22 protein-coding genes are annotated in these 13,336 nt (G+C 37.1%); 20 read left to right on the top strand and 2 right to left on the bottom strand.

Features of this window, described 5'->3' with window-relative positions; all coding sequences use genetic code 11:
* Positions 1–36: 36 nt before the first annotated feature.
* The 17 genes from HGP29_RS27155 (at position 37) to HGP29_RS27075 (ending at position 9,111) form a co-directional block, all read left to right on the top strand.
* Positions 37–807 carry a hypothetical protein gene (locus HGP29_RS27155; RefSeq protein WP_168885624.1) on the top strand — a complete coding sequence of 257 codons (771 nt, stop codon included), beginning with the start codon at positions 37–39 and terminating at the stop codon, positions 805–807.
* Positions 808–1,119 carry a hypothetical protein gene (locus HGP29_RS27150; protein WP_168885623.1) on the top strand — a complete coding sequence of 104 codons (312 nt, stop codon included), beginning with the start codon at positions 808–810 and terminating at the stop codon, positions 1,117–1,119.
* Positions 1,119–1,433, top strand: a complete 315-nt coding sequence (locus tag HGP29_RS27145) for a hypothetical protein (protein WP_168885622.1) — start codon at positions 1,119–1,121, stop codon at positions 1,431–1,433. Before HGP29_RS27150 ends, HGP29_RS27145 begins: the two co-directional genes overlap by 1 nt.
* Positions 1,420–1,881 (top strand): 6-pyruvoyl trahydropterin synthase family protein, encoded by a 462-nt coding sequence (locus tag HGP29_RS27140; protein WP_168885621.1) that lies wholly within the window; start codon positions 1,420–1,422, stop codon positions 1,879–1,881. Before HGP29_RS27145 ends, HGP29_RS27140 begins: the two co-directional genes overlap by 14 nt.
* 1 nt (position 1,882) lies before the next feature.
* Positions 1,883–2,248 (top strand): hypothetical protein, encoded by a 366-nt coding sequence (locus tag HGP29_RS27135; RefSeq protein WP_168885620.1) that lies wholly within the window; start codon positions 1,883–1,885, stop codon positions 2,246–2,248.
* A gap of 84 nt (positions 2,249–2,332) precedes the next feature.
* Complete coding sequence (locus HGP29_RS27130; protein ID WP_168885619.1) at positions 2,333–2,683, top strand: hypothetical protein; 351 nt, start codon at positions 2,333–2,335, stop codon at positions 2,681–2,683.
* 12 nt (positions 2,684–2,695) lie between these two features.
* On the top strand, positions 2,696–4,051 hold the full coding sequence (locus HGP29_RS27125) for a DNA cytosine methyltransferase (protein ID WP_168885618.1): 1,356 nt from the start codon (positions 2,696–2,698) through the stop codon (positions 4,049–4,051).
* Positions 4,052–4,143: 92 nt separating this feature from the next.
* Complete coding sequence (locus HGP29_RS27120; RefSeq protein ID WP_168885617.1) at positions 4,144–4,560, top strand: hypothetical protein; 417 nt, start codon at positions 4,144–4,146, stop codon at positions 4,558–4,560.
* A gap of 42 nt (positions 4,561–4,602) precedes the next feature.
* Entirely contained in the window at positions 4,603–5,088 is a 486-nt protein-coding gene (locus tag HGP29_RS27115) for a hypothetical protein (protein ID WP_168885616.1), read from the top strand.
* Entirely contained in the window at positions 5,088–5,480 is a 393-nt protein-coding gene (locus HGP29_RS27110) for a hypothetical protein (protein WP_168885615.1), read from the top strand. The genes HGP29_RS27115 and HGP29_RS27110 overlap by 1 nt, the downstream gene beginning before the upstream one ends.
* A gap of 2 nt (positions 5,481–5,482) precedes the next feature.
* Positions 5,483–5,740 (top strand): hypothetical protein, encoded by a 258-nt coding sequence (locus tag HGP29_RS27105; protein WP_168885614.1) that lies wholly within the window; start codon positions 5,483–5,485, stop codon positions 5,738–5,740.
* Between the two features lie 131 nt (positions 5,741–5,871).
* Positions 5,872–6,480, top strand: a complete 609-nt coding sequence (locus tag HGP29_RS27100; protein WP_168885613.1) for a hypothetical protein — start codon at positions 5,872–5,874, stop codon at positions 6,478–6,480.
* 50 nt (positions 6,481–6,530) lie between these two features.
* Positions 6,531–6,806 carry a hypothetical protein gene (locus HGP29_RS27095; RefSeq protein WP_168885612.1) on the top strand — a complete coding sequence of 92 codons (276 nt, stop codon included), beginning with the start codon at positions 6,531–6,533 and terminating at the stop codon, positions 6,804–6,806.
* Positions 6,790–7,146, top strand: coding sequence for a hypothetical protein (locus tag HGP29_RS27090; RefSeq protein WP_168885611.1), 357 nt, complete (start codon positions 6,790–6,792; stop codon positions 7,144–7,146). Before HGP29_RS27095 ends, HGP29_RS27090 begins: the two co-directional genes overlap by 17 nt.
* A gap of 5 nt (positions 7,147–7,151) precedes the next feature.
* Positions 7,152–7,553, top strand: a complete 402-nt coding sequence (locus HGP29_RS27085) for a hypothetical protein (RefSeq protein WP_168885610.1) — start codon at positions 7,152–7,154, stop codon at positions 7,551–7,553.
* A gap of 2 nt (positions 7,554–7,555) precedes the next feature.
* Entirely contained in the window at positions 7,556–7,804 is a 249-nt protein-coding gene (locus tag HGP29_RS27080) for a hypothetical protein (RefSeq protein WP_168885609.1), read from the top strand.
* Positions 7,805–7,953: 149 nt separating this feature from the next.
* Positions 7,954–9,111 (top strand): hypothetical protein, encoded by a 1,158-nt coding sequence (locus HGP29_RS27075; RefSeq protein WP_168885608.1) that lies wholly within the window; start codon positions 7,954–7,956, stop codon positions 9,109–9,111.
* 134 nt (positions 9,112–9,245) lie between these two features.
* Here the strand turns inward: HGP29_RS27075 and HGP29_RS27070 are convergent, their stop codons facing one another.
* On the bottom strand, positions 9,246–9,413 hold the full coding sequence (locus HGP29_RS27070; protein ID WP_168885607.1) for a hypothetical protein: 168 nt from the start codon (positions 9,411–9,413) through the stop codon (positions 9,246–9,248).
* Positions 9,414–9,488: 75 nt separating this feature from the next.
* Between HGP29_RS27070 and HGP29_RS27065 the strand changes: the two genes are divergently transcribed.
* The 3 genes from HGP29_RS27065 (at position 9,489) to HGP29_RS27055 (ending at position 12,676) form a co-directional block, all read left to right on the top strand.
* Positions 9,489–9,932, top strand: a complete 444-nt coding sequence (locus HGP29_RS27065) for a JAB domain-containing protein (RefSeq protein WP_168885606.1) — start codon at positions 9,489–9,491, stop codon at positions 9,930–9,932.
* Positions 9,933–10,316: 384 nt separating this feature from the next.
* Entirely contained in the window at positions 10,317–10,598 is a 282-nt protein-coding gene (locus HGP29_RS27060) for a hypothetical protein (protein WP_211093433.1), read from the top strand.
* A gap of 902 nt (positions 10,599–11,500) precedes the next feature.
* Entirely contained in the window at positions 11,501–12,676 is a 1,176-nt protein-coding gene (locus HGP29_RS27055; protein WP_168885604.1) for a hypothetical protein, read from the top strand.
* Between the two features lie 168 nt (positions 12,677–12,844).
* Here the strand turns inward: HGP29_RS27055 and HGP29_RS27050 are convergent, their stop codons facing one another.
* Complete coding sequence (locus tag HGP29_RS27050; RefSeq protein WP_168885603.1) at positions 12,845–13,147, bottom strand: hypothetical protein; 303 nt, start codon at positions 13,145–13,147, stop codon at positions 12,845–12,847.
* Positions 13,148–13,336 lie beyond the last annotated feature (189 nt).

Below are 13,336 nucleotides of genomic sequence, written 5' to 3'. Positions count from 1 at the left end.
GCTGATATACTTTTTCTGTAGGCTATTTGGAATACTATGATTACAAAAGAAACAAAAGAACAGGTAGAAGAGTGGGTAAAAGCTCTCTCAATGCACTACTCGGAGTTGATGCATAAAAACATAATATGCAACTGCTTCATGAAGAATAGGCTAGAAGAATTCGGAGATGAAGACAAGTGCGAAGGATGTAGTGATCCAAGCATCATGTCTAAGTGTAAAAAGGAATTTCTTCTTAAAATATCGGCAAGACCTCAGCTCGAATGGAGTGCTACTTGGGATGCTCCTGTAAAGAGGACCAAAAAAATTCCCGCCAAAGAAATCGGGATTAGTTGTGTGAAATGCTACATGAATACCTCTTGCCCATATTTTGAGGAGTCGTCAGAATGTGCCTTCGACTGGGAAAGTGAGAGCATGAAAGAACTTTCACCAAAAGAGATCATAAAAGAACTTATTGATATACAGTCCAAGAGGATTGCAGTTGAAAGTGCAGCAGAGAAAACCGATGGAGGTAAAACGGACATGATACTATCAGGTGAAATTGATCGTATGGCAAAGCTTGCTGACTTAGCGGATCGTATGGGTCAGAATAGACAAACACTGACGATACAGGCAAGCAGTACCTCCAAAGATGAAACCTCGAAACCTGCAGGCGGTATTTTGGCTTCGTTTTTTGGTAAAAAGACTGAGGAGGAACTACCCGAAAAAGCGGAATCAATAGAAGAAATTCCGCATGAAGAAATTACTACAGAGGAAAAGGATCCTCCTAAAGAAGTTATAAAAAGAAAAAGAATAAAACGTAACAAATAGATGGAAGCAGGTACACAAACATTCTACAGCAAATCCTTTCAGGTGAAATCACTAACACCAAAGTTGAGTGATGAAAACAGCATTAATTCTCCAACAGCAGCGAATGGAGGTGTTGAGTTGGATTGCACAGGGGCTAAGTCTGTTCTCTTATCAAACATCAACGGAGCTACAGTTGAAGTTGATGGTGGGAATGGATATGTGGGGGCATATACTTCTACTCAAGATTCTATGCAATTACCCCTTGAAAATGTAGTCAAAATTAGGGTCACTAAAGAAGGTGACATTTCATTCATTTTTTTATACGCATCATAATGGACATTTACGTAAGAAATCCACAAGAGGTAAACGCTATACAGTGGACAGGGAAAAACGCACAAAAAGTCATCGAGTTTTTCTATGGAAAAGGGACGGTGAAGAACACCTCAGAAAATAAAGCAAAGTTCAAATATTTTGAGAAAACGGGTAAGATCGAATTCTATCAGAAAGAGCTTCCTACACTCGTAATATTTAAGGATGACTATCTGGTAAAAGACTTGGGTAAAGAAGATGATTATCCTCTTAGAATCTCTAAACAGATTTTCGAAAGCAGTTTTACAAAAAAAGTGGAGGAAAATGTCAGTAATTAAAAAATACGATCATAGTATAAGCTTTGCACATGCTAATATGATTTTCGCTGAAATGAAGAAAGGTGAAGATCCATGTGCAAGCTTGCACGGGCATAACGCTAGTTTAGAAGTAGAGGTGAAAAGTACCTCAGAAGTTGATAGTGTAGAAATGCCCTTTGGCGATGCGGGAAAAATTGTAAAAGAAGTAATTGAAAAATTGGATCACTCGTTAATCGCTGAGGAGAATGATCCCTACATGCAGGAGCTTGCAGCATTACAGGACAGATATTTAGGAAAAAGATTTGGGATGAAAGGAAAAGTTGTTTGGTTACAACAACCCCCAACATCTGAGGTAATCTGTAGGTATATAGCAAACTATATTAAGAATAGGCTTCCTGAAGGAATAGTACTTACAAGGATTAGATTTGAGGAAACTCCAAGAAGTATTTACGAATTAAACTTAACCTAAAATGACTAAGGTAATAGGAATGAACACAATGGAATACATAAAACTCGATATTGAAACACTTAACTCCTATCTAGAAGAGGAGATTTCGTGTGAAGATGGTGACTTTATTTATGCAGCCTTTTATTCAGAAGAATTAATTGGTTTCTACTTGTTAGGCATACATCCTAACGTAGCAACGCTCACACTCTGCTACCTTTCTGACAATACAGATTTTTATAAAGAAATCATAGCTAATGCAGTTGAGAGGTGCGAAGCAGTTGGCGTAAATGCCATTGTTGCCCGATGTGACGAGGAGGAGTACAAAAACTTTAATGAGATTGGATTTGCTTTCCAAGGAAAGTATGTAGAAAGCATTTTAGAATTTTAATATCATACCGATACACTTTTTTCTAAAGGGCTAACTTTTTTAGTTAGCCTTTTTATTATGCCTATATAACAAATAAGAAAAGCAATGAAATTTTTACTTGTATCATCTGACGAAAAAGTACAGGCGTTAAGCACTCTTGGATTGTTGAATTCAATGATCAATTCAGGGGAGTCTCATTCGAAAACATCTAAGTCTGAGTTAAAATCCACAAGAGAGATTTTAGAAAAAGACCGAGGAATAAAAATTGATTTTGCTTTACTAAGAGAACAAAAAGAGGCTTTATCTGAAGTCATTCTGGCCTATGGCGAATCAAAGGATAAAAGCCAAAAAGATACAGCAGAAACGCTAGACGGTGTTTTGGGTCTTTTAGACGAAATCCAAGATTTAGCTGTAGACCACTTTGGAGTGAGTGAAGAGGAAGTGTTTGGACTTTAAACTTAAAATTATATGTATTTCATCGATCTATTCTGCGGTGCGGGAGGGACGAGTACAGGCGCTCACTTAGCAGGAGCAAATGTAATTGCGTGTGTGAATCACGACAAAAACGCAATACTGTCTCATACAAAAAATCACCCAGGAGCAAGACATTTTACGGAGGATATTCGAGACTTAGCCGTATCCGCTGCTTTGGGAGTTATGGCTAAGGACTTAAGAAAAAAAGACCCGTCAGCTCTCATATGTCTCTGGGCTTCTTTAGAGTGTACGAATTTTAGTAACGCTAAAGGTGGAAAACCCAAAAAAGCGGACTCAAGAAGTTTAGCAGAACATATGTTCTCCTACTTGGAGGAGATCCAGCCCAATATATTCATGGTTGAGAACGTCAGAGAGTTCTTAGCATGGGGGCCATTGGATGAAAATGGAAAACCTCTCTCTAGATTTAAGGGAAGAAGCTTTTTAAGATGGTCTAAAAAAGTGTGCAATTTGGGATACCGAATGGAATCCCGAATACTAAATTCGGCTGACTATGGGGCATATCAGTCTAGATCTAGATTGTTTATACAGTTCGTAAAAGAAGGGCTCCCGATAAGCTTTCCCCAACCCACACATGCAAAAAGACCAAACCCAAGTGACCTTTTTGAAGGATACAAGCAACCTTGGAAACCCGTAAAAGAAGTCTTAGACCTCGATGTTAGAGGGGACTCTATCTTCAATAGAAAAAAGGCTCTAGCCGAGTCAACATTAAATCGCATCTATTTAGGGTTAGAAAAGTTCGTAGCCGGAGGAGATACTACGTTTCTGACTTCCTACTATGGACAGGGATCCGCACATAGTATCGATTCTCCGTCAGGAACAATAACAACTAAGGATAGATATAGCATGATCTTTATTGATCAGCAATTTGGAAATGGAAGACCGAAATCCGTTGACGAACCCTGTGGGTCACTCACAACGATACCCAAGTACAATGTAGTAGAGGCTCAGTTTCTACTAAACCCTCAATACGCTAGCAAAGGGAAGTCTTTAGAAAACCCTTGTTTTACTCTTATTGCTAGAATGGATAAGGCGCCTCCGTACTTGGTTTCAGTACAAGAAGGTGAGCATTTAAAAATTGACACGAAGGATTCTGACAATACACAGAAGATAAAGAGGTTCATGCAGGCTTATGGAATCAAAGACATTAGCATGAGGATGCTGAATATTGATGAGTTGAAAAAAATACAAGGATTTCCTGAATCCTATGAGCTGGTGGGAACCCAAACGGAAAAGAAAAAGTACATCGGCAATGCTGTTGAAGTAAACATGGCAAGGAGCTTAATTATGGCAGTAATTAATGGTGTGGAATGCTTAAAAAAATCTGCATAAAGTTATCACAGGAAGATCTTACTTATTTAGATCTACTATAATACATATATCACACTAAGAAAAAACTCTTAATGTAAAACTTAAATTTAAATATGCTTAAGCAGGAGATTATTGATAAGATTCGAGAGCATAGAGGATGCGACTACCATACGGCATTAGCTGAGGTAGATGTCTTCTATGATGTTGTAGAATCTAAAGTGACAGACCTCACGGAAAAGCTTGAGGGAGATGGATTAAAATCGCTAATAGAAAAAGCGGTAAAAGAAATGGATGAAGAGAAGGTAAAGCCCTTCTTAAAACTCCACGATTACTTCAATAAGGTTGAAAGCATCTTCGATTGCTATGTGGCGAAGAAGAAAACCAAAAAGGTGAACGAAAAATTCCAAAGAGACATGTGGGAATTGCTTTGGCATGCCCGATATGATATGAACTACTTCTATGATAACATTCAAGAAGTGTTAGAGGAGTTTGAAGAGTTTGTTGAAGTGTACAAACCAAAACAGGACTAGAACGGCAAATTTATTTTTTTCACACAAATATTAAACTTAAAAATGAAATTCAAGAACGAATTCAGAAGCTATCTAAAAGCACAAGGACTATCGACAAGTACAGCACAGCAGTATATTTATAATGTACAGCGAGCAGAAGAGAGCGTGGGGACTCTCGACAACATTGGCCGTGGGGAAGTGGATACCTACATAGAACTGATTTCTGAAGACTCAGGAATTCCAAAAAAATCAGCACTAGGACTAAGACCCGCAATCTCTCGATATTCAGAGTTCATAGAACAAAAAATTTGGCTAGAAAAGGAAATTAAAGCACCTCAAGCAATAGTTCAGTTTGAAGAGGTAATTGAAGAAGTTGAAGTAGCGCTAAGTACTATTAAGGATAAGGATATTGAAGACTTTATTGAAGAAAATGAACTTTCTTTCAGTGAAGGTCTAATAGTGCAACTAATCTGCACACATAAATCAGAAGAGGACATAAATAGAATCATGGATTCTTGCAAAAGGATTCTTAAAAAGAAATATAGCTAATGGTAAGTATTCACACAAACATCAACGGACGTAAAAAAAGCGGGATAATAATTCGAGCTTTTGATGTCAACAGAAAAACAGTAATCAATCAAGTTCCGAAAGGAGAGTTTGCTACAGGGAAGTATTTCCCTGTTGTAGCTCTCGTTCATCAGGGATACTCTTTTATACCCGTACAACTCATGCAGAGTAAATATGAGTCGTGGAAAAGAGGAGAACCTACATACATCTATAGTGCTGAAATTGGTGTAACACACCAAGGAGGCAGACAAAAATTAGTAGAGGTCCCAAACCTTTCGCCAAGTAAGGATGCCTTAGTTTTAGGTGACAACATTTCTGGTGAAATTCTTATTGAAAGAGGGAACCTGAAAATAGGAATCGTTAAAGCATCTTGAGTATGATTTGGGAACTAAAAGTACAAATGTCAGATCTTGCGAATGATCAGAAGAGGTTGGCAGAGTTCGCAAAGAAAAATCTAGAAAACTTGGATAACCAAGCAGGAGAAATCTTGATATTTTCTATTGTACTAACAGACCCCTTAGTTAAAGAGAATTGGGGGTGGCTTCTGGAAAAAGGCTCTTTTATGGAAGAGTTAATTAGCCATCATATTGTAGCACATCATAGGTGGCAGATCCTCAAGACCCTACTAAAATAATTAACCCAAAAAAAGATTAAATAGGTGATACTTATGTATTACCTATTTTTATTATACCTTTATACCCATTAAATAAAAACTAAAGAAAAATGAAAAAGCTGATTAGCACCCTTTTACTGACAGGAGCAGCCATGCTCTCTCTACCCTCATGCGATGAAGTAAACAACCTAACACCGGAGGCCGAAACAGTATCCGATACAGTATATGTTCAGGTTGAAGTATACGACACTCTAACGTTTGCTGACTATGACACCTCGAAGGTTACTTTAGAAGTTACCTTTTCAGGAATTGAGGAATATGTATCAAGTTACGAGGATACGATGACTAACACATCCCCATACCAGGTATTCTTTATGGTTAATATGCATGCGGAGGTTGACACTTTCTATAGTGCTGAGGATGGATACGCTGTAGATAATCTGGGGGAGTCCAACACTGCTTCTTTACATGATAGAATTCGACATGAAGAAGATAGGGAATCCTTGAAAGATAGTTATACTCTTATATTAAAGGATCTAACTCCGAATACTTACAACTTCTCTGAGCTAATGTACGCACACACGTACACTCTCCCAACTACGTATTGGGATACAGCAAGAGACGAAGAGGTGAATCACATTACGGCAAAGAATTATAACTACGAGGATAATCTGCCTGAGTGGGTAACCCTAGAAAGTGGCTATTATAGGATAGAAATTGATGTAAATGAGGGATATAAAGACCTCAATAAAATAAGATAAAACGCAAAGAGGAGTGCTTGATTAAGCACTCTTTTTTTATACTCAAAATAATGATTGACTTAAGAACAAGTGCAGAAAACGCACAAGATTTAAGGATTAAACATCCTGATACCTTTTCAGCTCCAAATAAAGAAGAGCTTGATAACTTAAAGGTTCACGATATAGTGAAAATCTGCTATGAAGCAGAAAGATTTTGGACTAGAGTATTGAAAGTAGAAGGAGATAAAGTTATAGCTTCTGTTGACAATGACCTACTAAACCCGTCTCTGTCCTACAAGGACATCGTTATTTTTAATAAGAATAACATTTATGCAATCTATAATTGATAACATAGATCTATTAAGAAGTAAGTATGGGGAAATGCTCATGCTGTTTGATGGATCATGTTTTGAAAACCCTCCAAATTCATATCAGTTTGAGGTAACTGCAGATAAAATCGTTGCCTTAGTATTTATGGAACGGTGGAGTTTAAAAAACTGCGAAATTGTTGGGAAAGAAGTCAAGCATGAAGACTCCCTTAACTTTAGATTAGGGTTCTGTACGAATGAATCTGTAATTAATATTAAAGTTGAAGGGGTTGAGATTTATACAAATACCAAGTCATTTACCCAAGGATTTGAAAACTACATCGACAGGGTAACCCCCCGTATTATAGAGTTAAATTAAACAACATGAGGTATAGCAAAATGCACATCATTAATACAGTTGTGCTACCCCAAAAACCCGACATGTTTCTGGGAATCCTAGAACATGATAATGATTTCTCCGAAAATGAAGAATACTGGAGAAAGGATACCAAAGAGCTAGGCTTTAAGAGTGAAGCTGAGCGGGTAAGTTGTGAACTATCCCGTCAGTTCTCGAATCAGTGGGAAACCTCGATGGAGAAGTCATACGCTAGATGGCTTCAATTACTAGAGGAGTTTGTGGAGAAAGTCCTCAATTATAGTTTAGAAAGCACTTCGTTTATTACTAAGGGAAGTGTCTACCGAAAGACGTTAATTCCAAACGTCCAAGAAAATTTCGATAAAAACGAGGAAGTCCTTGTGATTGTTTCATATGTCAGTAACCGTTAATTATGATTGGTATTAAAATTAAAGACAAAAAATTAAGGCGATATGGTCTTTGCCTTGAGTTTGAATTGAAGGGGAAAGGAGTCATTCTCCTAAAATTTCCACAAAAGAAAACTCAGTTTCAGTACGAAATTGAAAACGTGGAAGGGGACTTACTAATACACCCCGAACAGTATACAAATTATCAAGAAGCAAGAATGAGAATACAGGAGTTATTTATTGACTCCGAAGTGCTTACTGTAGTGAGGTTCTAGATAGCATTTTTTTACTTAAAGTCACTCTACTTTGTGGAGTGATTTTTTGTTCTTCTACAGAGTTTTCCTAGGCATACCAACGTGAAAAATTGACCCTTACATTTACATATATAGAAACACACAAATATTTTAATTTAAATTTAAAAGTCATGAACGTAACGGATTACCTAAGAAGAGTAGAGGAAGTAAAAGAAAATCTTAAAAAAGGAAAGTCCCCTAAGAACACTTTCGAAATGGAAGTGAAAAAGAATCTTGAGGCAGATAACGGCCTCTTAGCCCTTAAACTAAAACTAGAAAAAGAAGTTCAGTCTTTTACTGACGAAAGGATTGAAAAACAGCTTGAAATCTGCAACAGAACAGCCTACCAAAAGGCCGTAGTTGATTACAAAGAATCCGCCAAAACATTGGATTACTTAATCGAGAGGATTAAATCAGATCCACATAACCCTAGATTTAACATGAGCCACAACAAGCGAGTGTTGGAGGTGGAGCATACAGAAACCGGAATCGAGGAACGGTATTACTTTGTAAATCGTACCTATGAGAAACGAAAAAAAGCTATAGACCTAACCCATATTAAGGATAAGATTGAAACACTTTGGTACGATGGGGTAATGTCACCCCAACCTATAGTCTCCCAACGTGAAGGCCAAAAGTTCCCAAAATTGAACTTTCGATTAATGGTCGCACTCAACTTAGAGTGGACAGGGCGATTTGATGAAGAAATGCCCGTATACAAAAGTTTAGAAACAGGGAGAATCGTATCGAAATTCCCGAAAGTAATTAATGGTTTATATGAGGGGGTGTCTTACCTCTCAAGCAATGGCAACAGTTACCAGGTTCAGAAAAATGGCAACGTCAGAAGTCAGTATGGAAACAAAACAAAACTACTAAAAGCTGCAACCAACGGAATTACTCAGGAATATACTGATTGGATTAGTGCCTTGCATGATCACGCATTTGATCCCGAAATAGTTAAGGATAAAAACGTGGAAGATGGTCTGGAGGTAAAGTTTCCTGAAGCACATAAGGCATTAAGCCTACTTAAAAGAACACTTAAAGATTTAGGAATCTCACCTAATGGAGAGAAGTTACAGTTCAAAGAGTACCCACTATCAATTAAGTATGGGGGAGTGGTTGTATCACCACTGTCAAAAGACAAGTTTATTCTTAGCAATGGAAAGGTGCTGTCAACAGAGAAAATGATAGACCAGCTAAAAAGGTTGACCCAAAAAGAGGTCGATCAAAAAGTTGAACAAATCCTCAACTCGAAAGAGTTAGAAGAACTAGCAAAAGAAATTTATTAGGCATGATAAATCAGTAGAGAAAGGGGAGTGCTTTTGTGCTTCCTTTTTTTGTGCCTTTTCAGATCTGCTAGAGGTGTGCTGCGAGATCCCCTATATGCTTAATATTACGATACACACAAATATTAAACTTAAAATTAAATGAAGAAAGCATTTTCTCCTCTACAAGAGGTTATCGCCCAAAAAAGGATAGCAATGGCAAAAGCAGCTGTCCAAGGACTTAAGAAGTCCAACCCTCTATACATAAATAGAGGCTCCCACGCTCTCAGACTAATCGAAGACTCATTGAAGCGAAAAAATCGCATCAATGAAGGTACACTAAAAGATTTAAAAACATGTAGCAAGAACTTGTCTACAGCATTAAAGGTAAAGAGAGCATAATGGAAGACTTCATGATAAAGGAGTTGAAATACTCCTATGAGATAAACAGAGAAAAGTCACTTGGAAGGCTTAGAACATCTAAGGACGGATATAGAATTATTCTCCCGTTTTATGGGGACGACATAGCTTTTTATGAGTCCCTAAAAATAATCTTAATTGACAGAGCCAACGAAGTGATTGGGGTGAAAACTATATCCATTGGTGGTATTGCAGGAACGTCAGCAGACCCCAAAAAAGTTTTCGGTCACGCACTTGTCGCACAGGCAAGTTCGGTGATCTTAGTGCACAATCACCCCTCAGGTAATCTTCAGCCAAGCTCGGCTGATATACAGTTTACGAACAAAATAAAAGCAGCGGGGAAATATCTAGAACTACCCGTGTTAGATCACTTGGTAATCAGTGATCAAGGATACTACTCGTTTGCAGACGAAGGACTTATATAAACTTATACAAGAGTAATACTTTTACTTTAAAGGCATGTTTCACTGAAATGTGTCTTTTTTTTATACTTTTAGAAATAATTATAATTATTTTGAAAAAGCTTTTATATTTGCTCGTATAAGCTTTAAAAACTTTTAATGTATAAATATTCCAACTACTAAATAAAATCTACTCACGACAAAAATAAACAGAAATAAAACGGTTGAATAGTAATTTATAAGAGGCATTGATTTCATGAATCCCCAATGTAGATTTAAGTATTATTAAACTTAAAAAACATTATGGAATCAACTACAAAAGAGGTTATTGATTTAACAAAAGTATTTAGCACAATTAGTACTCAATACGAGTACATGAAAAATCTTATCAGTACAAAACCCGCAGGGATGCCCTTGCATGTTTGGTCATACCAGACTCGCGAGGAACGTTATCCTGAGATGTGGTATTTGGATAAGGATGGCCTAGCCATGCCTACAAAGAAACAAGAAGAAAAATTTGGCGGAAAAAGAAGGTACACTCTTACAGAGAATAGGAGTGCAACTATCCATATAAAAACTGAGGATAGCAGCGTAATATTCATTTTGTATTTGTGGGACCACTCCAAAGCAAAAGGGGAAGACGGAAGATGTTCTAGAATGTTAGTCCATAGACTCCCCTATAAGGTATAGATGATTAATGAAGATTAATGAACAAGAATAGAAAGGCATTGCTCCTTGAGCGGTGTTTTTCTTTCAGTCAAAAATTTGGCGGAAAAGAAGGATGTAGACTACATAAAGGCAATAGCAAGTTATGCTTAACGTTCACAGAAGTAATTATTAAGAAAATCACATGTATAAAAGGCACAGTTCTATGAGTTGTGTCTTTTTTTATGCCCTTAATCTAGGAAACTTATATAAGTCGGTTGTTGGGGCTAAAATTTTCGCGCGAGAAAAAGGTATAGCTTTATATAGGAAATAGCATTAATAACAGTGAAATAGAGAGAGAAATGGGTGAGTGTGCTTCTTAATAGTCTTTTATCTCTTTGTGTATTTGCGTGTGTGTTAGGCGGGAGAGAAGTGAACGCCTTGATTTTTAGGAGGTTATGGGAGGTATGGAGCATTTAGGCTGTCCCGCATGTGTGGGAATATGGGCAAAGGCATCACAGAATATTCTTTGGTGAGGTGGAGGTGGATCCGCGAGAAGGAATAAAATGTATTTGGAGGAATTTAGGATTGACGAAAGATTGTTTTGTTGAGGATGTGTAGGGAATCTAGGCGCGTATATTAGAAAAGTACAATTTAAAGGTAAGGAGTTTAGCACGCGAGTACATGCATCGGAGTGAGGTGTGTGAATTTCAAAAAGTTGCTTAGTGTATGTTTAAATAATGATTTTAGTATACTGTATTTAAAATTTAGTCTCATATACTATCCATATTTATTAAATATACTATATGAAAAAATATAAAAATAATTCAAAAAATATTTGTGTATTAGTTGATAATTGTTATATTATAATATGATCATTTAAGATCAACAACACCAATGACGAGCGCGACATCATCAACCGTTCTCGTTTCTCAAAACTTAAAAATATGCAGTTGATTACTGCGCTTAGTATTATGGAAAACAATAAAAAATACATCGCTAAAATCGGATTGATTCAAGTAAAAACTAGACTTGTTGAGTATTTAAACAACGCATCTATTACAGATGCATTAGCTGACTTCGGAGCGCTTGCTCCTGATGAAAGAACTAAAAGTGAGTTCACCAAAACAGTCAAACCACTGTTAAAAGATTTAAAAGCAAAAGCAGTAAGCGCAATCTTTATCCTATGGTCGATTGAAAAAGCGAAAGATGCTCCTTTAAAAACAGTAGCTGGAAAAAAACAAGTATTCAATGAGTGGTTGACTGAAGCAGTCTTCCCTTATTTTGGAAATTGTTTCGAAAAGAAAGAAACCATATCAAAGCAGAGTAGATTTATTAGCGCTAAAAACGAATCCTTGGAGTATACATTGGAGTCAGTGTACGCACTAGAGATGGAAGCGCGACCACAAGAAAGCCGTTCTAAAACTTTAGATGAACAAGCTAAAGAACTGTATTCAGATGATTTTTTAAAGTCTAACGATATAGAGCAAATAAAGTCGGATATTTTATCGAGACAAGTGCGCTCGATCAGAAATGTAGCAGTAACCGATATTGTCTTTAAAGATAAATTGCTAAAAAGCGCCCATAATGGCGTACCCGTTGAAGAGCTTAGTGAAGCGCAGTTGGAAGAAGTTATGATGCATAATTTTATGCATCACATACAAGAGCATGAGAATTTTAAAAGCGTGATGTTCTGCGACTCTTCACATTCGCACTCAAAAAACGCGTGCCTCGTATACGCGTACAGAAATGCGCTAAGAATGGTAACGCTCAGAGAGCTTACAGAAAAAGAAGTAGCTAACCTAACCAAAGAGAATATGCATATCAAATATGCGGTTTCTGTATCTGATGTTCATTGCGAACATGATGTAGTTTCGCGCGCCGACCAAGTCGGTATTAACGACGCGCCAGAGTATGACGACTTTAATATCAATCAAGTTGGTGTCAGATATGGCGGTGAAAATGCCGCGCGTATTATTGGACTAGATCAGTTTACTAAAGAAGTAAGCGGTAAAGAGAACCCGCTTTCATTTGAACTGATAAGCGCTCTTAAATCTTCACATCTTCAGATGCGCAAGAATGAAATAAGATTTAGCGGTGATCTAGAAGTAGTTACTGAATAAGCGCTCCTTAAAAAATAAAAGAAGCCATGTACCTTAGTCGGCGCATGGCTTTTTTGTGTCCTAAATAAGACCCCCCCCCGTTAAACGCGCATCGTGCGCCTGGGATCGGCTGCCCTAGACAACTGAAAAATTTTTTTAATATTTTTTCCTGAACATACAGGTACGCAGTTAATTAGCGTGCGAGTAGTTTTTAGTGAACTGTAAAATGTCACTAGTTTTCATTTTGTTGCTTCTAATCCCATGATTTGAAATTTCGAAAGATAGCAATCTGTCTCCATCTTCTTGCTTAGTTGCACAAACATCATATCTTCTATGTTCGTACTGAAGCATTACAAGGTCGTAAGCAAATGCGGTGCTTGGTCGCTTAGACTCTTTAATTCGAAGTAGCACGCCTTCCTCTAATTCTGTTCGAATATATTCAGAGTCGAGTAGATCAGATTCGTACACGTACAGTCTAACAATTTTGTTCATTTTCGTTAATCTTTGAACACCCCATTCTAAAAGTGTTCCCTTGTTAATTTGATAATATTCATAGTAAGTTTTTGGTTATTGATAGCAACTTACTATTACTAGAAATATGTAGTATACGAGCAATATACAAAAATTATGACACTCGGATAATATTAAATTTTATTCTATATTTGAATTAGGTGAATAAAT

This window comes from Flammeovirga agarivorans (assembly GCF_012641475.1).
Lineage (GTDB): Bacteria > Bacteroidota > Bacteroidia > Cytophagales > Flammeovirgaceae > Flammeovirga > Flammeovirga agarivorans.
Note: the sequence above shows the minus strand (reverse complement) of the source record. Positions and strands in the feature narration are given on the sequence as shown.